Origin of the sequence: Halomicrococcus pelagicus (assembly GCF_051917725.1) — an archaeon.
Classification (GTDB): domain Archaea; phylum Halobacteriota; class Halobacteria; order Halobacteriales; family Haladaptataceae; genus Halomicrococcus.
Window position 1 is genome coordinate 159,958 of sequence record NZ_JBQBLX010000006.1, and the last position, 26,215, is coordinate 186,172.

At 55.6% G+C, this 26,215-nt stretch carries 26 protein-coding genes and 1 pseudogene; 7 read left to right on the forward strand and 20 right to left on the reverse strand.

Features of this window, described 5'->3' with window-relative positions; genetic code table 11:
- Positions 1-56: 56 nt before the first annotated feature.
- The 3 genes from ACTF4R_RS21215 to ACTF4R_RS16770 all read right to left on the reverse strand — a co-directional run bounded on the left by ACTF4R_RS21215 (position 57) and on the right by ACTF4R_RS16770 (position 1,345).
- Positions 57-182, reverse strand: coding sequence for a DUF8105 family protein (locus ACTF4R_RS21215; protein WP_473965272.1), 126 nt, complete (start codon positions 180-182; stop codon positions 57-59).
- Between the two features lie 225 nt (positions 183-407).
- Positions 408-980 (reverse strand): hypothetical protein, encoded by a 573-nt coding sequence (locus ACTF4R_RS16765; protein WP_440008991.1) that lies wholly within the window; start codon positions 978-980, stop codon positions 408-410.
- On the reverse strand, positions 977-1,345 hold the full coding sequence (locus ACTF4R_RS16770) for a hypothetical protein (RefSeq protein WP_440008992.1): 369 nt from the start codon (positions 1,343-1,345) through the stop codon (positions 977-979). Before ACTF4R_RS16770 ends, ACTF4R_RS16765 begins: the two co-directional genes overlap by 4 nt.
- 40 nt (positions 1,346-1,385) lie before the next feature.
- Here ACTF4R_RS16770 and ACTF4R_RS16775 point away from each other — a divergent pair, with 40 nt between their 5' ends.
- Positions 1,386-1,787 carry a hypothetical protein gene (locus ACTF4R_RS16775; protein WP_440008993.1) on the forward strand — a complete coding sequence of 134 codons (402 nt, stop codon included), beginning with the start codon at positions 1,386-1,388 and terminating at the stop codon, positions 1,785-1,787.
- Positions 1,788-1,828: 41 nt separating this feature from the next.
- On the opposite strand, the pseudogene ACTF4R_RS16780 reads toward ACTF4R_RS16775, so the two are convergent.
- The 6 genes and pseudogenes from ACTF4R_RS16780 to ACTF4R_RS16805 all read right to left on the reverse strand — a co-directional run bounded on the left by ACTF4R_RS16780 (position 1,829) and on the right by ACTF4R_RS16805 (position 8,732).
- Positions 1,829-2,352, reverse strand: a pseudogene (locus ACTF4R_RS16780) (PIN domain-containing protein).
- Between the two features lie 9 nt (positions 2,353-2,361).
- A complete protein-coding gene (locus ACTF4R_RS16785; RefSeq protein ID WP_440008994.1) occupies positions 2,362-3,096 on the reverse strand; it encodes a DUF7437 domain-containing protein in 735 nt (244 codons plus the stop codon).
- 368 nt (positions 3,097-3,464) lie between these two features.
- On the reverse strand, positions 3,465-5,189 hold the full coding sequence (locus ACTF4R_RS16790) for an outer membrane protein assembly factor BamB family protein (RefSeq protein ID WP_440008995.1): 1,725 nt from the start codon (positions 5,187-5,189) through the stop codon (positions 3,465-3,467).
- Positions 5,190-6,892: 1,703 nt separating this feature from the next.
- Entirely contained in the window at positions 6,893-8,029 is a 1,137-nt protein-coding gene (locus ACTF4R_RS16795) for a hypothetical protein (RefSeq protein WP_440008996.1), read from the reverse strand.
- Positions 8,030-8,344, reverse strand: a complete 315-nt coding sequence (locus ACTF4R_RS16800; RefSeq protein WP_440008997.1) for a hypothetical protein — start codon at positions 8,342-8,344, stop codon at positions 8,030-8,032.
- Complete coding sequence (locus ACTF4R_RS16805) at positions 8,337-8,732, reverse strand: hypothetical protein (protein WP_440008998.1); 396 nt, start codon at positions 8,730-8,732, stop codon at positions 8,337-8,339. Before ACTF4R_RS16805 ends, ACTF4R_RS16800 begins: the two co-directional genes overlap by 8 nt.
- A 744-nt stretch (positions 8,733-9,476) precedes the next feature.
- On the opposite strand from ACTF4R_RS16805, the gene ACTF4R_RS16810 reads away from it, so the two are divergent.
- The 3 genes from ACTF4R_RS16810 to ACTF4R_RS16820 all read left to right on the forward strand — a co-directional run bounded on the left by ACTF4R_RS16810 (position 9,477) and on the right by ACTF4R_RS16820 (position 11,617).
- Positions 9,477-9,746 carry a winged helix-turn-helix domain-containing protein gene (locus tag ACTF4R_RS16810; RefSeq protein WP_440008999.1) on the forward strand — a complete coding sequence of 90 codons (270 nt, stop codon included), beginning with the start codon at positions 9,477-9,479 and terminating at the stop codon, positions 9,744-9,746.
- Between the two features lie 45 nt (positions 9,747-9,791).
- The gene (locus tag ACTF4R_RS16815) at positions 9,792-11,147 is read left to right on the forward strand and encodes a class I SAM-dependent methyltransferase (protein ID WP_440009000.1); all 1,356 of its coding nucleotides are present in this window, start codon (positions 9,792-9,794) and stop codon (positions 11,145-11,147) included.
- Between the two features lie 227 nt (positions 11,148-11,374).
- Positions 11,375-11,617: a hypothetical protein gene (locus ACTF4R_RS16820; RefSeq protein ID WP_440009001.1), complete on the forward strand. Its 243-nt coding sequence runs from the start codon at positions 11,375-11,377 to the stop codon at positions 11,615-11,617.
- 122 nt (positions 11,618-11,739) lie between these two features.
- Here ACTF4R_RS16820 and ACTF4R_RS16825 read toward each other — a convergent pair whose 3' ends face one another.
- The 8 genes from ACTF4R_RS16825 to ACTF4R_RS16860 all read right to left on the reverse strand — a co-directional run bounded on the left by ACTF4R_RS16825 (position 11,740) and on the right by ACTF4R_RS16860 (position 16,655).
- The gene (locus ACTF4R_RS16825; RefSeq protein ID WP_440009002.1) at positions 11,740-12,294 is read right to left on the reverse strand and encodes a DUF7342 family protein; all 555 of its coding nucleotides are present in this window, start codon (positions 12,292-12,294) and stop codon (positions 11,740-11,742) included.
- 718 nt (positions 12,295-13,012) lie between these two features.
- Positions 13,013-13,354 carry a type II toxin-antitoxin system PemK/MazF family toxin gene (locus ACTF4R_RS16830; RefSeq protein ID WP_440009003.1) on the reverse strand — a complete coding sequence of 114 codons (342 nt, stop codon included), beginning with the start codon at positions 13,352-13,354 and terminating at the stop codon, positions 13,013-13,015.
- The gene (locus tag ACTF4R_RS16835) at positions 13,351-13,725 is read right to left on the reverse strand and encodes a MarR family transcriptional regulator (protein WP_440009004.1); all 375 of its coding nucleotides are present in this window, start codon (positions 13,723-13,725) and stop codon (positions 13,351-13,353) included. Before ACTF4R_RS16835 ends, ACTF4R_RS16830 begins: the two co-directional genes overlap by 4 nt.
- A gap of 159 nt (positions 13,726-13,884) precedes the next feature.
- The gene (locus ACTF4R_RS16840; protein WP_440009005.1) at positions 13,885-15,012 is read right to left on the reverse strand and encodes a hypothetical protein; all 1,128 of its coding nucleotides are present in this window, start codon (positions 15,010-15,012) and stop codon (positions 13,885-13,887) included.
- Positions 15,013-15,321: a hypothetical protein gene (locus tag ACTF4R_RS16845; protein ID WP_440009006.1), complete on the reverse strand. Its 309-nt coding sequence runs from the start codon at positions 15,319-15,321 to the stop codon at positions 15,013-15,015.
- Positions 15,314-15,703: a hypothetical protein gene (locus tag ACTF4R_RS16850; protein ID WP_440009008.1), complete on the reverse strand. Its 390-nt coding sequence runs from the start codon at positions 15,701-15,703 to the stop codon at positions 15,314-15,316. The genes ACTF4R_RS16845 and ACTF4R_RS16850 overlap by 8 nt, the downstream gene beginning before the upstream one ends.
- Positions 15,700-16,038 carry a hypothetical protein gene (locus ACTF4R_RS16855; protein ID WP_440009009.1) on the reverse strand — a complete coding sequence of 113 codons (339 nt, stop codon included), beginning with the start codon at positions 16,036-16,038 and terminating at the stop codon, positions 15,700-15,702. Before ACTF4R_RS16855 ends, ACTF4R_RS16850 begins: the two co-directional genes overlap by 4 nt.
- A gap of 92 nt (positions 16,039-16,130) precedes the next feature.
- Positions 16,131-16,655, reverse strand: a complete 525-nt coding sequence (locus tag ACTF4R_RS16860; protein WP_440009010.1) for a hypothetical protein — start codon at positions 16,653-16,655, stop codon at positions 16,131-16,133.
- A gap of 282 nt (positions 16,656-16,937) precedes the next feature.
- On the opposite strand from ACTF4R_RS16860, the gene ACTF4R_RS16865 reads away from it, so the two are divergent.
- Entirely contained in the window at positions 16,938-17,183 is a 246-nt protein-coding gene (locus tag ACTF4R_RS16865; protein ID WP_440009012.1) for a MarR family transcriptional regulator, read from the forward strand.
- A gap of 335 nt (positions 17,184-17,518) precedes the next feature.
- On the opposite strand, the gene ACTF4R_RS16870 is transcribed toward ACTF4R_RS16865, so the two are convergent.
- The 3 genes from ACTF4R_RS16870 to ACTF4R_RS16880 form a co-directional block, all read right to left on the reverse strand.
- Entirely contained in the window at positions 17,519-18,457 is a 939-nt protein-coding gene (locus ACTF4R_RS16870) for a ComEC/Rec2 family competence protein (protein ID WP_440009014.1), read from the reverse strand.
- On the reverse strand, positions 18,450-19,337 hold the full coding sequence (locus ACTF4R_RS16875) for a hypothetical protein (protein WP_440009015.1): 888 nt from the start codon (positions 19,335-19,337) through the stop codon (positions 18,450-18,452). Before ACTF4R_RS16875 ends, ACTF4R_RS16870 begins: the two co-directional genes overlap by 8 nt.
- A 721-nt stretch (positions 19,338-20,058) precedes the next feature.
- Positions 20,059-21,063: a hypothetical protein gene (locus tag ACTF4R_RS16880; RefSeq protein WP_440009017.1), complete on the reverse strand. Its 1,005-nt coding sequence runs from the start codon at positions 21,061-21,063 to the stop codon at positions 20,059-20,061.
- A gap of 996 nt (positions 21,064-22,059) precedes the next feature.
- Between ACTF4R_RS16880 and ACTF4R_RS16885 the strand changes: the two genes are divergently transcribed.
- Together ACTF4R_RS16885 and ACTF4R_RS16890 are read left to right on the forward strand one after the other, a co-directional pair.
- Complete coding sequence (locus ACTF4R_RS16885; RefSeq protein ID WP_440009018.1) at positions 22,060-24,771, forward strand: hypothetical protein; 2,712 nt, start codon at positions 22,060-22,062, stop codon at positions 24,769-24,771.
- Positions 24,772-24,872: 101 nt separating this feature from the next.
- Positions 24,873-26,210, forward strand: coding sequence for a DNA cytosine methyltransferase (locus tag ACTF4R_RS16890; protein WP_440009020.1), 1,338 nt, complete (start codon positions 24,873-24,875; stop codon positions 26,208-26,210).
- Positions 26,211-26,215 lie beyond the last annotated feature (5 nt).

Consider the following 26,215-nt stretch of genomic DNA (forward strand, 5'->3'; position numbering starts at 1 on the left):
ACGGAGTCAGTTAAATCCGAAATCAGGCGACTGAATTCCACTCGCTACCCGCAAGCTCACCGCTTCAGCGTGGATGTCTGATGGAGCTCACGGAATGCCTGTGCATCCGCCACTGATGCTGAGAGCGACTGGTCCGGCCCCACGTCCATCGTGACGGGGCCGCCACACGCCGGGCACTCCATACCGCTACCGAGTACCGCCGCCGCTTTCAATATGTGGAGGCAGTGTGATTCAACCACATGGTCGTCGGGGCTGTTGCCGTAGCAAGACGGACATGGTCAGAGAACGGGTTTGAGAGCGTCTACAGGCGGAGCAGGCCGAATGCCTCGGGGTCGTTCGAGAGAGCTTCGCTCTCTCGTGATGACGAGACGCCGTCGGCGTCTCGAACCACGTGACCCCGAGGTGGTTCACTCTAGGAGCGCCAGCAATTGCGCGACATAGGGGCTGTTCTCCCACCTCCGATGCGGGCTAATCGTCACGATGAGTGTTCGTGCCTCCTCGTGGGTCATGTGGTCGTTGCGGGCGTAATCACAGAGCAGCCGCGGTGTCGGGACGATACGCGGGCCCTGTAGGACCGCATGGATAAGCGCGAAATTCGTCCCGCCGAACTCGTCGGTCAGAAACCCGTCGACGTCGAGGGCATTCGCGAGAACGATGCCGTCGGTTTCACCATCGTTGAGGCCGAACGTCGGCCGCGGTTCGGGCGTGTCGCCTCGCTCGTAGGGATCGTCGACCGTGTAGTGGGTGCGAGCGGCGAGGACGTTGGACGCTGCAGCGCCGTGGATGTCCTGGTATTGGGCCATGTCGCGGAGCTCTGCAAGGACTTCCGGTGGGACGGAGACGTCACACGAGGTGAGGAGGTACTGGAGGGGATCTGGAGCGGTGCCAGTGTCGTAGTCGGCGTCGGCTCGTGGGACAGCGAGACTGACGAGTGCACTGGTGTCGGCCACGACCGTTCGGAGCTGCGGCCGGCCGCTCATCGCTCGGCAGCATCGTCGGTGTCGACCGCCGTCGCATCCCCGTCGTAGATGTCGACGTCGTCGGGAGCGGCGAGATCGAGTGGTTCGTCCTCGAGATCCGCCTTGAGGAGGCGAAGGCGCTGGGCGGTCTCGGCGCCAACTAACTGCTTGACCGTCTCGAATTCGAGCTGGTCGTCGTAGTACTTCGTCGCCACTAGCTCCTGGAACGTCTCGCTGTCGGCGGTCTCTGCGATGTACTCGCGGATCGCCTCGACGAGGACATCTGTCCGGTCTTTGTCGAAGAGGTCGGCAATCGCGTCGAGACGCTCGACGAGGTACTCCGGAGACTGGAAGTGGACCCGTCGGAGCTCGTCGCTCGCACTCATTCTATGTGCAAGTTCTGCACATAGCCAGATAACAGTTTCGGTGATACACATAGCGTGCCCGTATCGACTACTGATAGTGGCGTGTGTCGCGCTGACGAGCGCTGCCGCTACCGGCGCTGGGACGACCATCGCTGGCAGTGGTCGGCAACTATTCGTTCGTGATGACGGCCACGTACTCATCGTCGAGTCGGTTGATGAGGTCAGCAGTCACGTCCGCCGGCAGGTCGTCGACCGCCGCAAGGGCGTCGTGGAGATCGAAATACAGCGCATCGAATGCCGGCGTGTTCTCGGCGTTGGCCTGATCGAGTTCGTAGTCGCCGCGACGCAGTTCCGTGATGTACGTGTGGCCGGCGTGCTTTGCCCGCGCAATATCTTCGAGCCAGTGGACGCAGTTATGCCGCCAGTCGTCTCGCAGTTCGTCGTCTGTAGTCTTCCTTGCTAGATCGGTAGCAATCAGAATCAGCGACGTCGATTACTGTCTCATCAGATGAGCCGCATGGAATCTCCCGGGTCATCCCCGATGATATCTGCTACTCCGTATACGGTGATTGCGTTCATATAGCCTTGTGCAGTCACGGCGTTTTCAATTCCGTTTCTGGCCGGCTTATCATCGGTGAGTACGATGACGCTGACCGGTCTCTCACGTACTGAATGGCGAGTCCAGCGAGAATTGTATCGGCCTTTTCGATTTCGTGCTCAGCGCATCCAGTTTCACTTGCGATCGTTCGTCTCGCAATATCGCTTGCTGCAACAGCATCGCCATCCGTCGGTGAGGGGGCAGTAATAATCTCGGCCCAGCCCTCATCAAGTGCAGTCCGAACGCGGTCGGTCTCTGTGCCGCCGAGTTCGCCAACAACGCGTTGGGGAAGTTTGAGGACGACACCGGCATTCTGAACTGCCTGTCGGAACCGGGCATACCGTGGGTTCGAGGGATGACCAATCGCAAAGAAGATATTTGCGTCGACAAGGACATCTGACTCGGCGGCAAGCGGCGTCTCTCGAGTCATCTTCGGGACTCACTCGTCGCGGTCCGGCGGTTGCGCCGGCGTTGTTTCTCTCTCGTCAAGATTCGGCAGTGTCATCTGGTCGTGGACATCTGGGAAGAGATACGTAAAGTACGGATCGTAGTCACGGCCAACCGCGAGTGCCGGCACGAGGGCATTCACGATCATCATCGCTTCCGTATCACGCACTTCAATATCGCTTGCAACCATTCGCTGGGTTGTGTTGCCGGCGAAATGCAGGCCGGCACCGCGAAGCGCCGCAACAAGTTTGCCGAATCCATGACGGTCGACAAAGTATGCGATATCCCCATCGACTTCCTGGAGTGCGAAGGCATGCAGCACGGTGGGCGTGACCACGATTGGGAGGTGCTGTTCGATAAGGACGATAGGTTCAGCAGTCAGCTGCTGGGGACGCGTCGACTCGTCGCGTTCGATGAGGCCAAGGTTGACGAGTTGGTCGACGTACTCGTAGGTCGTCGATTTCGAGAGGTCGAGCCCATCCATGACGTCTGGTGGTGCAACTGGCCCCCAATAGCAGACGTACACGTACACGCGAGCGAGCGCTGGCCGGTTGAGCAGTTCGACGATCGTTTCTAATCCAGGCGCGTTCTCAGCAAGTGCTTCTGGTGTGAGTATCTCCTCGTTGAGTGCGTCAGTCGGTGGCGGACCAAACGCATCAATTCCCCCGTCTGGAAGAACACGGTCAGGATTGGGCGTCTGCGTCATAGCCGTTAGTTCGAAGTCCATGAACTTCAGACTACCGGTGAGAGCTCTGAGAATCCGTTTGGTCACCGCACCAACCTCTCAATCCAGCACCATTCCCGTCCATAGTAGTGTTATCACAACCCCGGGTGTTCTCGTCGTCCCAGTGACGCCGACACCATCCCCCGGGATGGGGGTGGAACTCTCCGCTGACCACGGTCATCTGTGGTAACACTGGTTGAAACTGTGAGGCCGTGCTGAATAGAGGGCGCGTATCTTGCAGAGCGAGAGGGAGAGATTCGACGTCGCAGACGGGCGACCGTGAGTATGAGCTCTCAGTTCAGTCTTCAACGAACGGTCGCACAGAGGCCCCTCTCTCACGGAGCAAAGCGACCGAGCAGGGGCGGCGGAGTTCAGGTATCCCTGTTCAACGGTGAACGGTCGGTGAGAAGGGCACCCGCGCTGAGTCCGAGTCCGCCCACGAACGCAAGTGGCGATCGCCAATCGTGCTTTTGCGTGGACGAGAGTGATTCATCTGACGTGTGCCACGATGCTGCGTTTGAACTCCTTCCTGCTTCCTGCGTCAGAAGATCGGTCTCCTCAACAGCAGAAGTAGACGCTGACCGTGAGGGAGGAGACGTCTTCAAATCCGTCTGGTCTGCACCGCCGTCTGAATCGTTTCTCACCGTTCTCGCTCCGTTGTCCGGAACGGATTCCCCGCATTCAGTGGCTTCGAATTTGTAGATATACCCATCAAGCATCGGTCTTTGGATGAACATGAAGAGATTGTTATTAGCGATGCTGGGAGATGAAATCAGCCAACTTCTGTTAGGGATGCCAGCGACCCAGTGTTTCGTGCCTGTTTTTGCATCCAGTGCATAGATTGCATCGCTCTTCTTGTAGTTTCCTGCGAAGTACACTGTCTCATCGGTAACTGTCGGCGCTGCCTCGGCCTGAATGGGCGTTTCAAACCGCCAGAGTTCCTCTCCGGTGGACCGATCGAAGGCGTACAACGCACTGTGGGAATCGTAGTAGTCGCTCTGACTCATAGACGGTCCGGGGAACCACCCCTCGGTGTACGAGTGAGTGAGGACATATACGCGAGATTCATCGACTGCAGGGACGCTCACGTGCGGATCCCTATCGACAGTAATCTTGGTTTCCGAGATATCGCCAACGGTGTATGTTGTCGTTGGCGATGTCCCGCGTATGGGGACGGGCGAACGCCATTCGACACTCCCGTTCGTTCCGGAGAGTGCATAGGTTGAATAGGATGGCTCCTCACCGGACGTTCGGCTCGTCACGTAGAGCGTGTCAGCGGTTGCAGCGGTACCGATAATCTGGTTCAATGGCTCTCTTTGCCATCGTTTCTCGCCCGTCGTAGCATCGCGGGCAACGATAAATGCCGTGTCCGAATCCTGATCCCAAGACCTACGGTACATCGTATTTCCGGCGACGCCTACCAGCGTTCCCGACTCGTCGACCTCCCAAATCGACCGCCCTGTGTCCGCATCGAGAGCACCGCGATCAAAATACACTCGCCCATCTGTCGCCTCGACAGTGGTTGTTGAGGAGAGGTTCGACCGGTGCCACTGGATTTCGCCCGAGGCGGCATCCAGGGCGTAAATTCCAGCGAGTCCGGTGTGCGTCTCGCTGTTGTTTTCTACCGCTCCTCCACCAGCAAAGTATACCGATTCATCAGATACGACCGGCTGTGACCGAGGTGCACCTACTGGAACGGTCTCCCCTGATTCAGTACTCGCTTGCTTTCGTCTCCACAGAATTTCACCACTTGCCATGTCGTACGCGGTTATCCATCCCTGACTGAACTCTATAGAGGACACAGCGGCAGAATACACGACTCCATCTGCAATGACTGGACTCTCAGAAGTAAGGTCTCCTGAAACGTCAGGGGTACCGTGCGACCAGTCCGTCTCCAGGTAGGGACCCGTCGGTCCCGCTGCCTTCGTCGCTCGTGTTCTGCCGGCGGTTCCCTGAGATGTTGGCCATGCGTCTTCTGATGCAAACAGGTCGTCTGACTCGTGGGAGGCGGCGCTCCCTCCGCCGCTACCAAGTAACAGGCTACCAGTTACTGCGCCAACCGTCTGAAGGAAGCGCCGTCGAGTAGCTCGGGCCATATTTCCGAATTGTAGGCATACGTGATGCTCTTTGTGTTAATCCCGGATTTATATAAATAAATAATTCGCCACGTTAATCGTCTCCTAACTAACGGCAGAGTACGGCTCTAAAACTGACGATTAACTGAACAGGGAAAATCATCAACTCGTATTCCTCCTGTACAAATCCGATGTGCCGAATACACCGAGTAAGAAGACTACGTCCAGCGTGTATCGTCTTCCCGATCAATATCACCAGCGCTGAATAGATTCTCTGGATTCAGCACCCGATTCGTGTCAGCCAGGGACGTTTCAACAGGGCGACTGAGCCTATTCATCCGACTTCTTTTTCCTCTCTCCTATCGTGCTATTGTACTCTCGATCCGGCATCGCAAGCCCACTCGTCAGTATATTCTACTAGCCATCGGTCACACTGGAAGACGCTCCGGCCATCTCATTACTCGGCGACAGTCCCCTCCATGCCAGTGATATCACAACCCCGGGTGTTCTCGTCGTCCACCTACGTCCTTCACCACCCCATGGTGGGGCTGTCATTCTCTACTGACCACGTAGTTGCACCAGTGTCGGTGTGGGACTCTCCACTAATTGCTTTGTATAGAAATTTAATCTAACTATCTATAAGAGCAATCTTTATACGGCTCGTGACGCTAGACGTCCGCACGACACCGATTGGAGTGACGGACGACCACTGGGAGTCCGGAACGGTACTCTCTTTCCCCTCTGCGTGTGGTTTCTCGTTCTGCGTGCAAGCGACGGCTGGCTGGCATGAGCGCATCGTGTTGCTTTCACCCGCCCCATGGGTCAGTGGCGGAGCGTGGACGAGAACAACAGCAGTGATTGTGATATCACTCGCGACCGGGTGTTTCGAGGTCGTGAGCGTCGAGTTCACTGGACATTCGGTGTCCCGAAGACTGCTAACACCCGGCGAGTGATATCACTCACGTCGGCCTGCCGTCACGTCCGAGCCAGTACTGAGCATTCCATTACGAAGTGCGTCACTGACGGACAGCGACCGACACCGCCGAATCAAGACTCCGTCTCCGCGGTGAGACTACTGCTCACGCCATTGAGTCGGTCGACGACTCTGCCTTGACGTTTCGTTTGCCACTGTTACTGTACGCAACGGTCTGGGTGACGTTGACGATCTCGATCGTGGCGTGGTGACTGTGTGCTCTCCCGCGGAAGAAAATGGGCTGCTATCAGTCCGAGCCAAGAGTATCACACGAGTCAGTACTCTCCGTATCGAAGCGCAGTACCGTGCTTCTCGGTTGTCGTGCGTCGCAGCAGGCGTCTCGCTACTCTGCTCCTGTCGTCTGTTGCTCTTTGGATCGCTGACGCCGATACAGAAACACGAGCAGACCGAATCCGATGAGTACGGCAAGTACTCCCGGAACAAGATAGACGATGTTCGGCGCGCAGTGATCCGGACCGCCGGCAACCATAGTGCACATCTGTCGCTGGAACGCATACCAGACCCCGATACTACCGCCAACGATACCGAGAACGCCGAATCCCTGGCCCAGACGGCGCCACTCCATACTCTCTCGGTCACTGTGAGCCAGTATAGGTCTTCGTAAGGAACAAACAGTCGTTTGACCGAGCGACACATCGTCCGTCTCGGCTACTGGTCGTGAGACTGCAGTGCTCTGGCCGGCGCTGTCGCTACTGGCTCTGGGGTGACCATCGTCAGCGATGGTCGGCGACTACTTGTTCGTGATGACGGCCACGTACTCGTCGTCGAGTCGGTTGATGAGGTCGGCCGTCACGTTCGCCGGCAGCTTGTCGACTGCCTCAAGCGCATCGTGAAGGTCGGCATGCAGTGCATCAAACTCCGTCGTATCCTTGTCATCGGCTTGGTCGAGTTCGTAGTCGCCACGCCGGAGTTCCGTGACGTAGGTACGGCCGGCGTACTTTGCCCGCGCGATATCTTCGAGCCACCGGACGAGGTCATGGTGCCAGTCGTCTCGCAGTGCATCGTCCGAAGCGTCCGTGTCGGCGCTGGCCGGCTTCCAGGCGTCGAAGTCAGTGACAGTGTCGGCACGCTCCGCAACAGACTGAGCGGTGTCTAGCTCCGTCTGCAGCCGCGTCTGGAGATGGTTCTTACTGCTATAGTACGAATCGGCGGTCGGCGACGGATTCTCGTAGAGCTGGTCGGTGACGAGGTCCGTGTACGTCTCACGGATATGCTCCTCGCCGCGCTCCTGCTCAGCGTCCGCAACGCGATCGGTGAGATGCAGGCAGTACATATCGACAAGGTTGTCGATGGTCTCCTGTGGCACGACGCCGTTCTCGAAGGCCTGTGAGCGAGCAAGGCCAGTCAGGATACGAGCGGCGGGCCGATGGCTTGCCTTCAGCATGTCTTCGCCGACGCGGCTCGGGTGGATTTCGAGGTCGTCGTTCCAGTAGCCGCCATCCTCGGGGTTCTTGACCGCGTCCCGCAGCGTCTCCCAGTCAAGCTCGGGGCCGGGTTCAGCGAGGTCGTCGGGCGTGACCGTGAGATAGTACGCGTCAGGGTCGTAGTCGTCGACCGGCTCGGCTGTCTTAGTCTCGAGATCGAGGTCGTCGACGGTGGTCTCGCCCTTCGCGAGTGCTCGGAGGTCTTCGACGGAGACGCGGCCGTGCTCAATATGGGCTGGATCGAGATCGTCGAACTGCTCGCCGAACGCATCGTCGATGAGGCTGCGGACGAGGCTGCCCTGTGAGCAGTCGTTGAGCGCGGCGAGTGCGTCCAGTTGTGCGTCACCGTGGCTATCGGTCCAGAACGTCTTCTGGACGTCCTTCGGTTGGTGGTCCGCAGTGGACTGGTGGGGCTGCGGGCTGGAATTGGTGGTGACCACCATCTATCGCTCACCTCGGGGTGGCAGGCCGACATCCTCGGGCTCGAGCGCTTGCAGCCGGCGGTACAGTGCGGGGATACCGTCGGTGTCTGGGTCGAAGAGATCGTGGCGGATCAGCCATGTGCGGGCGGTCATCGGCGACACATCGAAATAGTCGGCTGTGCCGGCGATCGTCTCCTCCTGCTCGTAGACTGCTTGGAGGCAGTCGGGGTCGCGATACGGCGGCTGGTCGTCGCGGGTTGTCGTGGAGTTGGTCTCGGACTCGGGAGGGCTGTTCTGTCGGTCGTCCACTCCGGAAGTGGTGGTGTTGTTACTCATTGGCGTCCACCTCCGCTGGCGTAGGGGTGTCCTCGGTTGGCGGTGAGGAGAGCCGGGGGAGATGGGCGATGGTGGTGAGTATGCCGATACTCTGGGTGGGCGTGTCGCTGGCGGGGATTTCGATGACGGTCATCGTCGACGTCAATGAGTCCGGCGCTGTGGGCGTGCAGTGGTAGTGGGCGCGCTCGGTCGTCTCGCGGGCGGTCGTGGTGAGCGGCGGGCCGCTGAAAATCAGCCCCTCAGACGGGGGGTGTGTGGTGTCGGCGACGGTGAGGATCGTCGGCGGACGTTTGGTGGTAGTGATGCGAACGCGGTCGCCGGGCGACAGCGCGTCGACGAGCGCGCTAGGGTCGCGTAGGGCCAGTGGCTTGGGGACGCCAGTGGTCATCGGATGTCACCGCCGTTGGGGGCGGTAACGGCTTGGATAATGGCGCGGGTGCGCTGCCACGCATACTCGCCGTCTGGACGCCGCTCGTATTTGCACTTCACCTCTGTGTCCGGTTGCGGAAGTGTGCGTCGCGGCTGTGTGGTGGACTGCTGGTTGGTGCTACTGGTGCTACCGTTGTATCGTGTATCCTGTGGGTGTTCTGTCATCGTGCGTGGCGGGGAGCACGCTGACCCATTGCTGAGTCACTCGGGCGGACGTGTCCGGCGGTATACCTGTGGGTATACCCGAACAGTTTTGCCGGCCGAGCAAGAAATAACAACTGAGGGTTCGTCGGAGGGAGCGGGTGCTGGCACACCCATTGACCTCCGACGCGGTTGTCCTTTCTTGGCGCTGAAGGTTGCTTGGTGTAGCTGTCTGTGTGTCGACCGTACCGGGTCGAAGGCGGCGGCGTGCGCGTGCGCCTCTCGAAGATATGCGCAGACTATTCTTCATTCTGTTCTGATGCAGTCCTCGGTTAGCGTTGGCTTCCTCCGCCGGTACCAGTCACGATTGTATTTCTCGAATCCCACTCGCATCTATATTGGTCCACTCACTAAACGATTGGGGTATACAGGCCTTCGAATGAGGAGATACTAATCGAAGTCGGAGATGACCTGTTAGGACTTTGCATAGCTTTTTAGCCAATGCTATTCGAACAGAGAGTACCTACTACTCTCTATGAGAGCACGTATCGCCTGGCTCCGGATGAGCGACCTCGATATCCTCGAATTCCTGAACGGGCATTCGCTCGCGGACTACGAGGCCCCGCCAACAGCCATTGCTGTCAATATGGATCTTGCGGAAGGCACAGTCTGGAACCGAGTGCGCGTACTGAGGGCTGCTGGTCTCATCGACCGTACTGACGACGACCGTGGCTATTACCGGATCACCGGTCTGGGTGAACGCTATCTTGCCGGCGAGCTCACAGATGATGAACGCGAGCAGTTAGAAGCGTTCAACCCGGCAGACATCTGATTCGGTACACATTTTGTGCGGGGGAATTCAAGCTAGAAGATATCGATGCCGATCGAATCCACTGTCTATCACGTCCTGCTCGCGATGCCCTCCGAGATCGACGCAGAACGGCAAGCCGCGAAAGACGTCTTGCTCGATTGGAATGCATCGACTGGCCGCCAGCAAAACATCCATCTCGCACCGGTTGACGCTAATCACGTAGACGTGAGTCGGTCTGACCTCGCCGACGAGATCGATATTGTCCTCGGCGCGTTCTGGACCACGGTCGGCGATGGCCCGACTGGCGGAGCAAGCCTCGCTGATACAGTGAAACGGCTTGCGATTGAGGACGACCTGCCGGCGATGATCGGGTTCTCCGAGCGCGACATTCCGACGAATCAGCTGGACCCAGACCAATACGAACGCCTGCAGGACTTCCGCGACGAATGCCGGGCAACAGGCTACTTCACGTATGTCGACCGGGCGGAATTCGAACAGCAGCTCTCGAACGCATTAGCGCGAACAATGGATCAACTGCTCTCGCCGTCCGACTCAGCTTCGAATAGGGCTGACGATCATGAGGGGCCGAGCGAGTATGATCCTGAAGTCGACCACGAACGGCTTCAATTGTCGGCGGCGATGCACCGCGAGCAGGACGAACGGAATATCGATCGGATTGTCGAACGGCTTCAAGAGAATGGTATCGATCCGCCGTACTCCGTCCTTGACGCTGGCTGTGGCTATGGGACCGTCACGCAGTCGCGCTTTGGCGATGATGACCGCTTCCGGGTCCTTGCAATCGATGAGGCCGAGGACGTCCTGGAGGTCGCCACAGACCGGTATGCAGCGCCGAACATTGAGTATCGCTGGTTGGACGTGAACAACCTCGGTAAGGCCGACCTCGGACCATTTGACATTGTGTTCGCCAGCTATCTCTTCCATCATATTGCCAATCAGGAATCGGTGCTCTCGCTCCTCTGGGAGCACGTTCGCGACGATGGCGTCCTCGCGATTCGGAGCTGTGAGGACGGCCAGCATATGCATTATCCCCCGGAGGACGAGATGGACTGGATCGTCGACAAGACCGATGAAATCCCCGGCAGTAGTGACCGAACACATGGGCGGCGACTCCCAACCCACCTGAAACGCCTCTCACCACCTCCTGAAGATGTCTGGCTAGATTTGAAGAATTACCATACTGTGGGACGGGACAGCGGCGAGCGCCGCGACTACTGGGACGTCTTTCACTCAAACCGCCTCCACTACGCGAAAGTCCGCGCAGAACGCGACGACGCAACACAAGAAGACAAACAACTGTATGAGACAATGGCCGACCGAATGGACCGACTCGAAGACACAATCATTGGGAACGAACACGTGTTCGACGTCAAGAGCGTCCCTCTCGCAGTCGCAGTGAAATAGAGAGCTGACATAGGTCTCGGTTAATGCGTTTCACTGTTGCTATCGCCCTTCTCTTGTCGAACACGTTCATCTTTAGACAGCGAGGAAACCCCGCCGTTTACAGCGAAGAGGATGTCACGTATGCGTTATGAACCGTCTTCGAACTCTGTTTCTCCTGTCTCAGTAAGGCGGTCTGGGAGTCGAGTCAGGCAAATTTCGAGGAAACTCACTGGGGCTTCCACTTCGATATGGCCCGGCTCGTGAATCTGTCCGTGTTCAGATTCCTGCTGGAAATGAGTCGTTCCGAGGTCTGGATGGTCGTCGTCTTTGTGCCATCCGAGGCTTACTGCAGCATCACTCCAGTGGACTCGCTGGACATCGGTATCGTCCCGTGGTCGCCACGTTACTTCGAGTGTAGCGTCCTGTCGTGGAAATTCTGCTCCAAGGAAGACTTCGATATTCACTTCTCCGATTACTGTCCGCGGCCGTAGACGGGAGGGCTCGTATCGAACGTTTGAGACGCCGGGTGTGTTCGCCAGACGTTCTTTGAGACGACGAAGTCCTTCACGTCGAGTATAGCCCCGACCACCAGCAAGAAAAATCACGATATAATCTATCCTTCCTGCGATTGTGTTCCTGCAGCGCTATTGTGGATTGAGGTGTCACCGCCGAGTGTGGTGAGTGAACTCTTGAGGCTGATCGCTAGCTGGAGTGCTTCCCGGATCTCGATGTTGTACTCCCACTCCTCCACAACTTCGAGTCGCTCACGACGGTCGTCGCCCGAGAGCTCGTCATCCCCGACGCTACGCCGGAGGTCGTCGAGCGATTCGACCTGGTACGTCGATTTCCAGGTGTCGATCTCGTCGCCAATTGCCTGGAGTTCTGTGGTGAGTTCGTCCATCGAATGCGTTTCGGCGAGCTCGCGGACTTCCCGGAGGAACTGCGTGACGCCATCTGGCTTGTAGCAGGTGCCGTCCTCGGTTTCCACCTCGGTGAGTTCTCCCTGCTCGACCAGCCGGGTGAGGTATTTCACAGCTGTGTCTCGCGAGACATCGGCCTCTTCAGCGATCCAGCCTGCATTCCGTGGTGTCGTCCGGGTAACCGCAACATGCTGAACGCGCTCGGCAGCGTCCATCTCGTCCGGCCATGCCGGATTCTTCGTACTCATTAGGAGTGTCTTCACCCTGCCCCAACTAATAGTTTAGCACTAGCGCGGATTATTTGGCACGACCATACGTGTTCGTCATCCGTCCTCCCTGTAAGCCGGAGTGATATCACAACCCTGGGTGTTCTCGTCGTCCAACTCACGCCGATACCACCCCCGGGACGGGGGTGAAATGTACCGCTGACCACGGTCGATTGCAGGACCACCGGTCGAGATCACATCTGATTCCCGCGTATAGAAACTTAATCTAATTATCTATTAGGACAATCTTTATACGGCTTGTAACGCTAGACGTCCGTACGACACCGATTGGAGTGACGGACGACCACAGGGAGTCCGGAACGGCACTCTCTGTCCGCTCTGCGTGTGGGTTTTCGTTCTGCGTGCAATCAACCGTTACTGGACGTGAGCGCATCGTGTTGCCTTCACCCGCCCCGTGGGTCAGTGGCGAAGCGTGGACGAGAACAATAGCAGCGGTTGTGATATCACTCGATACCGGGGGTGTTTCGGGGTGGTGAGCGTCGAGTTCACTGGACACTTGGTGTTCCGGGGGCTGCTACCACTCGGCGAGTGATATCACTCGCGTCAGCCTGCTATTACGTCCGATACAGCACCGGGTGTTCCATCACACAGTGCGTGATTGATGGATGGCGACAGGCACCGACGGGCCGAGACCTAGTTGCTGTGGCCAAAAATACTGCTTTCTCTAAATCGGGAAGAATTAGGAAGCAAAGAGATACTCGGTGATTTCGGCGGCAATCTGTTCAACTGTCGTTGACGTGAGCGTGCCCTGGTATCGATCATGGTTGAGGTCGTCGTGACTCGGTGAGGTAAGTCCCCAGGGAACGATAGCACTCTCCTCGGGCATCCCGCCATATTCCCAGTTCTTCTCAGTGAGTTCGACCGTGTGGTCGTACCAGGACTTCGTCGTGAGCGTCACCGCAACATACTGCTCGCCATAGAACGGATGTGTCTCGTCGGAGACGACCATCCACGGGCGAGGGGCTTCGCGGTCGTTGAATGGATCGTCGCCGAAGACCACATCGCCTGGATCATATTTCATTTGTTCTCCTCGCGCTTCTCGGCTGGATACTCGTCGGCTGCGTGGGCCTCCCATTCGTCGGGGTCTTCCTCACCGAGCTGGTCGTTGAGAGCCTTGGTCGACTGGCGGAACGCTGTGAAGTTGTTGAGACGCTCCTGATCATCAGTGATCGCCCAGTACGTGCCCTTGTGTCGAACGAGATTTCGGTCCTCGAGCCGGCTGAGAACAGTGCCAATCGTGTTCTTCTTCACGGCAGTCTGCTCGGCGATCTCAGCAGGCTTGAACGCACGGTCATCGTTCGTGGCGAGGAATCGGAGAACACGCTCGCCGTTGGTCATGTCTTCGAGTTCCTCACTGCTTTTCTCTTCGAAGTCCTCGATATCGATTGACATGGATGACAGTAGTGGCTGTGCTGGTATAGATGTTACCCTGTTAGTAACGTTACTACTGTAACAGCAGGGAAAGCAGTTGAGTAGCATTGGTCGTGGCGTTGTATCGCGCTGACGAGTGCTGCCGCTAGCGCTGGGGCGACCATCACTAGCACTGGATGCCTACTCGTTCGTGATGACGGCTACGAACGCGTCGTCGAGTCGATTGATGACGTCTGCAGTCACGTCCGCTGGCAGATCGTCGACCGCTTCGAGTGCGTCGTGCAGACGATCATGCACTACGTCGAACGCAGTCATACTCTCATTGGCGGCATGGTCGGTCTCGTAGTCGCCACGACGGAGTTCAGTGGCATACATGCGGCCAGTGTGTTTTGCTCGCGCGATATCGGTCAGCCAGCGGACGATATCACGCCGCCACTCTTGCCGTCGCTTGTCATCGTCGTCGGCGTCGTCAGTCGGTTTCCAGGCGTCAAAGTCGGTGATGGTGCCGGCGCGCTCAGCGACAGAGTGGGCGGTGTCGAGTTCTGCCTGGAGGCGGGTCTGGAGAGCATCTTTACTGCAGTAGTACGAGTCGGCAGTCGGCGACGGGTTCTCGTAGAGCTGGTCGGTGACGAGGCTGGTGTACGTCTCGCGGATATGTGCTTTGCCGCGCTCCTGTTCGTCGTCCGCAACGCGATCAGTGAGATGCAGACAGTAGGTGTCGACAAGGTCGTCGATCGTCTCCTGTGGGACGACACCGTTCTCGTACGCCTGTGAGCGAGCGAGACCAGTAAGGATGCGGGCGGCTGGTCGGTGGCTTGCCTTCAGCGTGTCCTCGCCGACGCGGCTCGGGTGGATTTCGAGGTCGTCGTTCCAGTAACCGCCATCCTCGGGATTCTTGACCGCATCCCGCAGCGTCTTCCAGTCAAGTTCGGGACCGGGTTCGGCGAGGTCGTCGGGCGTGACCGTGAGATAGTACGCGTCAGGGTCGTACTCATCAACCCGATCGTCTGTCTCGGTCTCGAAGTCGAGTTCCTCGACGGTGGTCTCGCCGTTCGCGAGCGCCCGGAGGTCCTTGACGGAGACGTGGCCGTGGTCGATGTGGGCGGGGTCGAGGTCGCCGAACTGCTCGGCAAATGCGTCCTCAATCAGGGTGCGGATGAGGCTGCCCTGCGAGCAGTCGTTGAGTGCGGTGAGTGCGTCGAGCTGGGTGTCGCCATCGCTGTCGGTCCAGAACGTTTTCTGGACGTCTTTCGGCTGGGGCTCTGACCTGGAGTGCTGTGGTTGGGTGGTCTGGGTGGTAGCGGTCATCTATCGTTCACCCCTGGGTGGGAGGCCGACGTCTGCAGGGTCGAGCTCCCGCAGTTGCTGGGCGGGACTCGTGATGCCGTCCGTGTCGGGGTCGAAAATGTCGTGGCGGATCAACCACGTCCGGGCGGTCCTATAGGAGATGTCGAAGTGGATGGCTGTCGCGGCGATTGTCTCCTCCCGTTCGTACACTTCCTGGAGGCGGTCAGGGTCGCGATACGGCGGCTGATCCTGGTCGTCGTCCGACGTTGTCTGAGAGTCTTGTGGGTCGTCGTGGGTGTCGGAAGCTCCGGAAGTGGTGGTGTCACTCATTGACGTACACCTCCGCTGGCGCCACCGTGGTCTCGGTTGCTGGCGTTGAGAGACGCTGGAGGTAGGCGATGGTAGTGAGCGTGCCGATACACTGAGTGGGCGTGTCGCTAGCGGGGATTTCGGTGACGGTCATCGTCGATGAATCGGACGCAGATGGCGTGCAGTGGTAGTGGGCGTGCTCGGTCCGCTCGTGGGCGGTCGTGGTGATCGGCGCGACAGCCAAAACGAGCCCCGGATACGGGGAGTGTGTGGTGTCGGCGACAGTGAGGATTGTCCGCGGCCGCTTGGTGGTAGTGATGCGAACACGGTCGCCCGGCGACAGCGCGTCGACGAGCGCACTGGGGTCGCGTGGGTTGAGTGGATTGGGGACGCCACCGGTCATTGGGAGTCACCGCCATTGGGGTTGGAGATAGTTTGGACGGTGGCGTGGGTGTGGTGCCAGGCGTACTGGCCGTCCGGCCGACACTCGTAGCGCGCAAGTCGCGTCTGAGTGTGGTCGTACTCGTGGTAGTAAGTGTATTCGAGCCGATAGCAGTCATGGCACGGCGTCGCGAAATACAGGACGTGCTCGCCCGGTTCGGGACCGCGCGGCGTGAGTTCGGGCGTGCGGTGGGTGTGCTGGTAGACCACGCCCGTCAACGTCCGGTGTTTGGTTTCGACTTGGACCGGATCGGTCTGAGTAAGTGATTGGATGACGCCGTCGTCCTCGCGCGTCACTATTGCTCACCTCCCACGGTGTGGCTCGGGAGGTGGTCGGGTTGGGTGGTAGGCGCTGTCGCTATCCAGAAGGGGCGTGCATGCGGGGGCATTCAGGCACGCACCTCGCGTGGCTGGCCGCCCTCGTCGGGTGTAGTATCGCGGTAAGCGTCGACGTCGATGCTATCGAGGGTTTCGAGGAGGTGCCTGTAGTGCGAGTGCATCTCCTCGGGAGACTCATCCGGTGGAGTGGAGGGGAGTGTTCTGTTGCCCGTCTTCGTCGTGGTGACCGAGCTATAGAGGACGGTGTCGTCGGGAATCTGGAAGCCGTTCTTGCCGTAGTCGATGTGGAGGCGGCGTTCGAAGAACCGCCGGCAGTCCCCGGTGGCGTAGATGCAGTACAGGTAGGGCTGTTCGTCGCTGGTCTTCCTGTGAATCTGCCAGCCCACACGGAGCTCGACAAGGTACGCCCGCGTGATTTCATTATTGGGCGTGTTGTCGGGGATGGGTTGGTCGGCGTCTTCGTTGATGGTTTGGTCGGTCGGCTCGAGGCGGTGGACTGGTTCAAAGACCGTCTCGCCGAGCGTCGCTTCGACCGAGAGCGCGCCACCGTTTGGCTGCTCGTCGAACGACGCCATCACTTACGCCCTCCCGTGGAGGTTAGCTGGTAGTCGATGCGCTTTTCACTCGCACACGTGATTGCACTCATGCTTCGGATACCATCCCGAAGCGCGGGCGGCGTCCCTAGCGCCGTCCGATTTCTGTTTCGGCGTCCCGCGCTTCCTATTCCCTAATCTATCAGCCAGGCCCTTAACCGTTACTATGTAACGGACGATAGACCGGACAAAAGTAAAGCAACTGTACAACTATCAAGGGGTACATTTGAAGGGACAGCCCTGTAACGATACATTAGTTACAAAATGGCGAATAAAGGCTTCGACCCCACGAAACAGCAGTCCAAAGTCCTCAATGTTCTTCGCGATGAATACCAGGTAAACCCTCGCCGTATTCGCGATGTTACCGGCCTCGAACGTCAGCGTGTCAATGATGCGCTCAGTGCACTCGAAAACGCTGGCTGGATTGAAAAGCAAGCACGAGGCCTCTATCGGCTCGTCTACGATGGTGACTGCTATGTCGAACAAGAAGTCAGATGCATCGATGAATAGGGAGGGGTAAGCAGCGTTAGGGATTCGAACCCTGATCCTTGCCGTGAGAGGGCGCCTCAAGCATCTTATAAACACCTGATGGCTTGCCCTCGATCCTTCATCCCGTGTCGCCTGTTTTCGTCCGTGTAGGCGTCTCTAAAGGGTTCGAGATTTATATAACACGGTGGAATTGCCGAAAAGGCAATCGAAGTTCAGTGGATTCCATCCCAAGTCCATGCCCATCGAAGGTAAACAGCGACAAGGCGTTTTGGATGGCGCGTCTAATGTCGTATTTCCGGTCGTTTCTTATCACTTGACCTTTCTACATTTTCCAGTGCAGTAGCGGCTCTAAATTCTTAGAATTGATGTGGGTAGCCTGGGACAGTTGATGCGTCGAAATTACAGAGGTCTGAGGGACTGACTACGGAGTCACCTATATGGTCTGGGTTTGTCGAGTAGTTTTGTTGCGTCTTGATTTTCCAGTCGGTTCCATTGGTTGTGGCGACGATGTGTCCGTGGACTGCGGTCCAATACACTTCGCACCCATGGGATTTAGCTTCATCTAAGAATGTCCGTGTTGGGTGGTCATACCGTCCATCGTGATGTTTATGCGCGCTGGATACGAAGACATAGTCTGGTTTGCAGTGGTCAAATAGTGGTCCATAATTGACTGTTCCACTCCCGTGATGTGGTGCAACTAAACAGTCGATGTCCTTTGTTTTTTTACTCTCCACCACCCAACCAACGCCTCTTCTTTCGATATCCGCGGGGAACAGAATATCGTTGTCATCATATGATAGGATTAGACATAAGCTGTTGTCATTTTTACTGACCCACGTATCTGGAGTCCCGGGTGGAGACACAGTATACAAACTAGCGTTGCTTCCATCTACGATACTCGATTTAACTTTTTTCGACAACTTAGATGGTACATACCCTTTTTCCCTAACTTCATCCATAATCTCTGCAATTCCTCGGCTCACTTTTGGTTTTGCCATCAGTTGAGTCGGAAAATAGACCCTATCTACTGGGAGCTGGGAGAGTAATTCTTGATTCCCAAAGTGATCCTTATCAGAATGAGTTCCAAAGAGCTGATGGATCGTCTGTGACTCCGAATTCCCCTCAATTATTCTTGTTATGTACTTCCGGAGATATTTGGTTGCGGACTTGTCTAGGTGTTTGCTGAGGCCAGGTCCTCCTATATCGACGACACCGACATTATTATCAGGTGTAACGAATAAATTGCTGCTTCCTAATCCGACATTCAAAATATGGGCTTCAAGGGTCTCAGTCACGGTCTTCACCCCCTTTAGAGGCCAACTGTGAATGCTCTTCAAACCATTCTATAGTCTCTTTGACCGTAGCTTGAATCTCTTCTGTGCGTGAGGGATTTTTGATTAATAATATTGTCTCGTCCTTGTTGACGACGACATCATACGTATCATTAATCGATAATTCCTCAATGGGTTTAATATTTTCAGTCTTGAGTTGGATTTCATTCACTACTTTAGAGTCTTTATATACAGATATTCGCACGACATCTTCTTCCATCTTCTCTATAGTAGCTTCTATCGTATGGTTCTGCGTGTCGGGTTCAATCTCCTGACGGGGATAAAATAAATGACCTTCAAGCGTCTGTGTTGGTAGATTGGGGAGACGATCATCCACTACTTGAGCATGGGCTGTCTTATACATTTTATAGATTGACGGATTACTGTGTGTCGCGAGATCTTGTCGTCCAATTGCTTCGTTGACCTTATCTTTCACTTGGTTTGTCTTTGTAAAATCTATATCTTGCAAAATATTCAGAGAGCAGTCATTTCGTTTGAGAGCATTTTTTGCTAACTTCCGGAGTCCATTCGTATCGCCGGCAGGCACTGCCTCAGGTTCCTCTTTTCCATAATCAATAACAAGAAAAATCTGCCCGCCTTGTTCTATTTTTTCTAGATAACCATCGTCGACGAGCGAATTGAGCAACCTTGTATATTGCAACGATTTTTCGAGCGCACCTACATTCTCAACATACGTTCCAACATTCTTCGATTGCTCAACGGCAGATTCAAGCTCATTCCGAGTAAATTCTCCTAGTCCAATAAAAAACGCAACCGCTGAGGCTACTCGCTTCCGGTGTGGAGTAATTTCCTTCCACGGTTTGCGATCTGAATCCGGGGGCATACCTCTACTCTGAATTTTCGCCCATCATATCTAATATAAACTACGATTAACTTAGACACTCATAAATTATTTAACAAGAACTATCCAGCACGTCGCAATTGCGCTGATGTGGCTCACGATGATGCACGGCGATGGCGTTCACGCCCTTGACCTGGATGACTGCGATCCGAACGAACAGTACATCAAAGTCTGTCACCGACTGGAAACCGGCACGCCGATCAAGAACCAACGTGAGTGTGAACGAATTATCGCTCTCACGGATCAGGTCTGTGATGACGACTGGCTCGAAACTAGGCGACTGACAGTTACCGACGAGTACGGGCGAAACCGTTGCTAGCCTCGCGGGAAGGACGAATAAGATGACGCTGCGCGCCTTCGCTCAATGAGGCTGATTCCATATACTCCGTCTCCTAATTCAAAGCGAATAGTAAACAACCGGTAGAACAGCCACCGCTCTTGATTGAACAGATGGCATGTATTCCCGAGAGCTAAAAGGACAAACCATTTGTATCAACCCTAGAAGATTCTCCATAACTCATGCCCGAATGGACCTCACGGCTAAGGGCTATACTCTTTGTCAGTGGTCTGCTTACCATCCTTTTATGCAGTCTAATTCTCTCTTTCTTGCTTTTCCGGCCTCTATTCGGCATCCCCTACCTAGTTTTGGTGGTGCTCGGGGCTTTCACTTATTCGCGGAAACGATTCTTATCTCCGTCTTCAATTAATTCAGCGCGAAATCGAGCTTCAGGAGAGGCTCATTGGGGAGATAATTGTACTCTTTTCCTATATACTCGTGAAGAGTCTCCGGATTGATTGCCGATATGCCGTCTCTATTACTCACATCCAGACCGGATTGCACAAAGAAGATCATTTCTCCGTTCCTAGTATATTCCGTATAGGACTCTGGGCTAAGACTTGCTGAGCCCGTCTTGACTTGTAGATATCCTGCTATGGATGTGCCATCTTCCTCCTTTCGCATTTCACACTCAATTTCTGCCTGAGAATTACTGGTGCTGGATTTAATTATCCTCCATCCTTCCGACTGAAGATAGCTAATAACGATATCTTCTGTTTCGCTCGCTCCCAGAATATCGAACACGCGATCAGTATCCGCCCTATTGATTTTCTTAGCGATTTGCTTCCGATCAAACGAGCTATCAGAATCCAAGTCGCCCTGCGAATGAAGCGCTTTTATGACCTGTTTCGACTCCTTAGTAACCCCAGAATTCATACGATTCAGCGCCCCGAATCGACCGGAGAACTTTCGGCGAACATAACCCGGCACAAGTGAATACGGAACATCTACCCAATCAACTTCTCGGAAGTGCTGGAGGTCACGGCGATCATATTCTTTTTGCTTCTCACCAGAAAGGTTAGCCGCCACCCGCCAGTCGTTCGTCACCTTACAGAGCGCGAAATGATTCTGCTCATTCACCCACACGTAGTCCCCGACCTCTATCCCCTTGAGGATATACCGGATCGCGGCAGTTAACCGACCGTCCTCATTCAGCCGCGTTCCTTTTTTCCCTTGGCTGGTCCGCCGCTCGTATACCTCCTTGTGATGCTCGTAGACCTCTTCGATACGCTCGTAGTCCTTCTCGTTGTTGAGACTCCACCCTACCCCAACTATCGATTCGCGTTTACAGAAATCGAATGGTTCTGATTCCGGATCTGCAGCTCCGGGATTGAGTTTCATCCCGTACACTGAGAAATCTAAGTCACTCATATCTGCCCTATCAAACCAGCGATACTTGAAACTCCCTCCATTCAGATACCGAGTTTGGTCGATGTTCTCTAGGTAGAAGTCCTTGACGTGTTCGTAGTATATCTGGAGAAAGGCATCAATCGCTTCTCACGTTTTGACTGATTAACTGCCTGGCTTGTAGCCATACATGTATTTCACGAGTTCCCTGTTAACGTCTTGTCCAACTTACACCACGTGGAGAAACGATGTCTTCTAGGTAAGCGAGCGTACACAAGTTCTTCAACGATAACGTGCCAGAAACCACATGAGAAGTCCCCGACGGACGTTCGCTGAATCGCTGCTCGATTGGTACGAGGAGAACGGACGCCACTCGCTCCCGTGGCGCGCGGACGAACGGACCGCATTCGAAATACTAGTCGCGGAGATACTGCTCCAGCGGAACACCGCCACGGCCATGTCAGGATCGTACCCATCTTTCACCGCTCAGTATCCGACGCCGGGGTGCATCGTCGCAGCACCGTCGGCCGACATTGCGGAGCGAATTGACCCACTAGGTTACACTGAGACAAGTACATATCTGCCTACTCATTGGTGTTCTCCAGTAGGTACTGAGGTACCTTTGTATGTACCTGAGTAAGTACCTAGCCGTGTACCTGGAATTCTACTGCCGAGCGCGTATACTTTCTGATTTCCAGGGTATAGCTTAAATCGTATGGCTGATTTACATGCGGTGCCGAAATCATGCTCAAACCATTGGGCATCTCCTAAGAACTCCAGCCTAGGCTAGAGGAGGTCGAGAATCAAGTCACAGACTTTATGAGAGAAGAACAAACGATCAGAGGAACGAGTCACATCTGTTTTCCGTAGTTTTGGTTTCCGGTGGCCGGCTACTCCCCTATCTAAAGAATCGGGTGACACGATATTGGAAGAAAAATATACCACCTCACGAACCAGTAAAGGCCCTAAGCTAAGACATAACTTCTATTAGGATCACGCTTTTCAGGAAAAGTAACTATCATGAAAACTGGTTCCGCGGTCTCTACATCAAAAAAATTCGCTAGCCAATTTCTTGCTGCTGATTCTCCAGGGGAAGTCACCGAAATTGTGGAGGAGCTGGAATCGAACCAGAATCTGGACTGGAAGCCACTGGGTGATGAACCTAATAATTACGGGACGGTTCAGACCCAAGCAAGTAATCCGATGCCCTGCTTCGTTGAGTTGAAAGCAAACGCTGACGACGCAGTCCTCATCCGCGGTTTTAAAGAAAACGCCCCTGAAGACGCAGATCCGGACGACTATGAGTCGATGAAGGAGGTCGCTGACGAATTTGAGCCCGAAAATTCCGATATCAACATCATTGCTGATGGAAGTATCCCGACTGAAGACAACGTCCTCAATCTCACAATCCGGGACAAGGGATGTGGGCAACCACAGGACAAATTCGAGGATACCTTCCTTGGACTTCACACGCCCGGCCTCATCAAACAGCAGTACAGTTTCACGCAAGGACAGTACGGGATGGGGGGAACGGGTGTTCTACAGTTCTGTGGCGATCGACACGTGGGGTGCTACAAGTTCGTCGCGTCAGCCTCTCATGAAGAGAAAGAAGACTGGTCGTGGAGTCTGATTCGACAGAACCGAGACGAAAACCAGTACGAATATTGTGTTCTTGATGGGGAGGTACCTACCTTCGAGGGTGAATTTGGTGAAGAGCTGTCAGAGAAGGCCGGCGAAGACCCCAGCTTCGGTAATCAGGAATTCGGGTCGTTCGTCAAGGTCTATGATTACCGGCTAAACATCTCGAAAGCAGACATCGCGGGACAGGAGCCGTTCCTATACAAATTCGAACGGTACGTGGTGAATTCCCCGCTGGATATCACACTGACAGAAACCCGGTATAAATCGACCTCGGTCAACGAAAACAGAACGCGAGGATTCTGGCCCTCACTCAAGAACGGAGGTCACGAGGAACTCTTGGAGGGCATCGAGACGATCTCGTACGATTTTGACAGAGTCGGCTCGGAGATCCTTGGCGAGCGGGATATGCGGATAATCCTGTTCAAGGATGAGGATCGGCTGGAAGAGGTTGAAACGACTTCACGTGGGAAACGTCGGTTCGTCCAAGCCGCGAGCGGGAATAAAGACGCGGCGACTCGCTCTGGCATTCAGAGAGACCACGCTGTGATGTTCACGGTCAACGGGCAGACACACGGTGATCAAGGGATCTCGTTCCTGAAGAACCGATGTGGGTATTCGAAAATCGCCGATGACGCGGTGGTCATCATGGGATTTGATGACTTCGCCAACCCTGACATGTCGGACCTCTTCAAGCCGACGAGAGACAGACTTCAGGATGGAAAGCGTGAGACCCAGTGTCTTCTCAACGGCCTCGAGGAAGCTCTCCAGTCGAGCGATATGCTGAGCGAGGAGGAAGAACGGCGCCGTGCGAAACGGAGCAGCGAGGATTCAGAGTTCACCCCAGAGTCGTTCGAGCAGTTCGTGAACGAGAACCCGGAGTTTGCAGAATACGTGAATTCAGGCACGAAGATCAGTGGACCAACCCTTCTCCCCGGTGATGAAACCGAAGACGGAGAGGACGGGTCTGGAGAACTGGGGGCGGAAGAAGGTACAGAAGGTGGGGACGGCGACCGCAAGCGGACGGAAGAGCCGAAACTACCGACATACCTCAGATTGATCGACGAGTATGATCCAGACGGTGACCATACTTTCTGGGATGAGTCGAAGGGCACGATGGAGATTGAGGTTCCGGTCAACAAGCCGCAGAAGGTTAGATTCGGGACGGACGCTCAGGCGGATTATCTGGCCCGCAGTGCCCTCGGTGGTGATCTGATGCTCTCCAATTCGGATCTGAAACAATCGGTTGAGCTCAGGGATGGTGTTCTCGTCCTGACGCTTGCACCCGAGACGGACGCCGAGGAGGGGGACGGCGACTTCCTGACGATTCAACTGACTCGGCCCAAGGCGACTGAAGAAGATATCGACGAGATGAGTATCGATGTCGACCCGGCGGAAGAAGAGGAATGGGAGGAGGCAGTTTACCGCGCCCTTACACCTGAAAACGCGCCTGAGGATACTGTCGCTGATCCGAGCCCGCTCTACGAACACCTGCAGGTAGCATACGTTGCAGAAGCGGAACCTGACCAGGGTGGTGTTTCTACAACGACAGAGGACACCACCGGAGACGAGGGGGCAGGTTCAGGAGAATCTGGAGAAAGTGAAACTGGCAAAAAGCGGAAAGGTGGGCTTGACATGCCGCAAATACAGCTGGTGAACCGGGAGGACTGGGACTTTGATCCGGATGCTCCTGATTTTGACCTGACAGACCTAGATATCCCCGAGGAGGAGATCGACTATGATGTTGCGAGGAAGTTTGACGAGACAGTGATTGCCCGGATAGAGCCGAGTATGGATGGGAGTGTGAGTGGGCTTACGATTACCATCAATATAGATGCGGCACCACTCCGCTCGTTCATCAAGAACAAGAATATCAAAGACAGCTGGAAGCCGAAGGTAGAGAATCAGTACAGGAATGCGGTGATCTTCCTGACGATCAGTCAGTACCGAGAACTCCAAGACCAGCGCGGGGATGAATTAACCGAGAAGGAAATTGGGGTCACTGATGTTCTGGAGGACTGTATCAACGGCATGGGTCAGATCATCATGCCAATCCTGTTTACCTCCGACGAAATCGAAAGTATGAGTGAGTAAGCGCGAGGACTGTCCCTCACTCAGTATGCACTACTCTAGTCCACTATCTGGGGCTCGCAGGTGTCGAGTTTCCTTTCGAGCCTCCACTGCGGAGGTAATGTATGTCTGACCGTCCAGTCGCGATTGATCTGTTCTGTGGGGCGGGCGGCCTTTCACAGGGACTTACGGACGCAGGATTCGATGTGCGCTGGGGTCTCGACAGCGACGCGGACGCTATCACGACCTACAATCACAACCATGAGGGGTATGCGCTGGAGCGAGACATCCAGACGTTCTCTCTAGATGGGAGTGAGATCGATATCGATCCGGAAGAGGATGAAGTCCCCGAGGATGAAATCGACGCTCTTGAACTTGAGCCGGGTGAGGTCGACCTGATTGCCGGTGGGCCACCGTGTCCGACGTTCTCGAAAGTCGGGCGGAGTAAAATCAGGTCTTTCGACGGAGAGACGCCAGAAAGAGACGAACGCCACGAACTATATCAGAATTTTCTCCGCCTCGTGGATCATTACCGCCCGAAGGCGTTCATCATGGAGAACGTCGAGGGAATACTGAGCGCGGAAAACGATGAGGGAGAGCAAGTCGCCAATATCATCAAGAACGAGATGGCCGAGTTGGGGTACAGAGTTGAGGCCGTCAAGGTGGACGCGGCCAACTTTGGCGTTCCACAGCATCGGACGAGGGCGTTTTTTCTTGCGAACCGACTCCACACACCGAATCCCGACCTCACGCAGTGGCGGACTCACCGTGAGCCGATCAGAGAAAAAGAAAAGCAGCTCCATCGACCGGGGAACAGGAATATCGATGGCGATCAGACGACGGTGACCGACTGGGGGGTGGAACCAGAGGATCGATACGGAGAGGATGTCGAGAAGAACACCACGCGGAGACCCTGGATTACTGTGGCGGATGCAATTCTCGACCTTCCACCGGTTTCTCCTGGCGGGGAGATGCCACCGAAGGAGGCGACGAAGTACACTATCCCGCCGGTCTCAGAATACCAAGAGTGGGTTAGAGACGTCGATGAAGAACAGGAGGGACAGACGCTGTACAATCACCGCAGTAGGGGACACAATCTCTATGATTTGACGCTGTACAAGCTTCTCGGCGAAGGGGTGGGGTGGAATATTGGCGAGGTTGGCCTCGATCTCCAGCCATATCGAGAGGACATCTTCGCTGACAAGTACAAGAAACAGAATCCAAAGGAACCCGCGTCGACGATTGTGGCGCATCTCCAGAAAGACGGTCATATGTTTATCCACCCCCGTGAAGCACGGTCACTCACGGTACGAGAAGCGGCCCGACTGCAGTCGTTCCGTGATTCATTCAGATTCCCCGTCGCTCGGACAGCAGCATTCAGGCTGGTTGGAAACGCCGTTCCGCCGAGGCTCGGCGAAGTAATCGGAAAGGCGGTTCGCGAGGAGGTGGTTGACGGGAGCTAAACAGA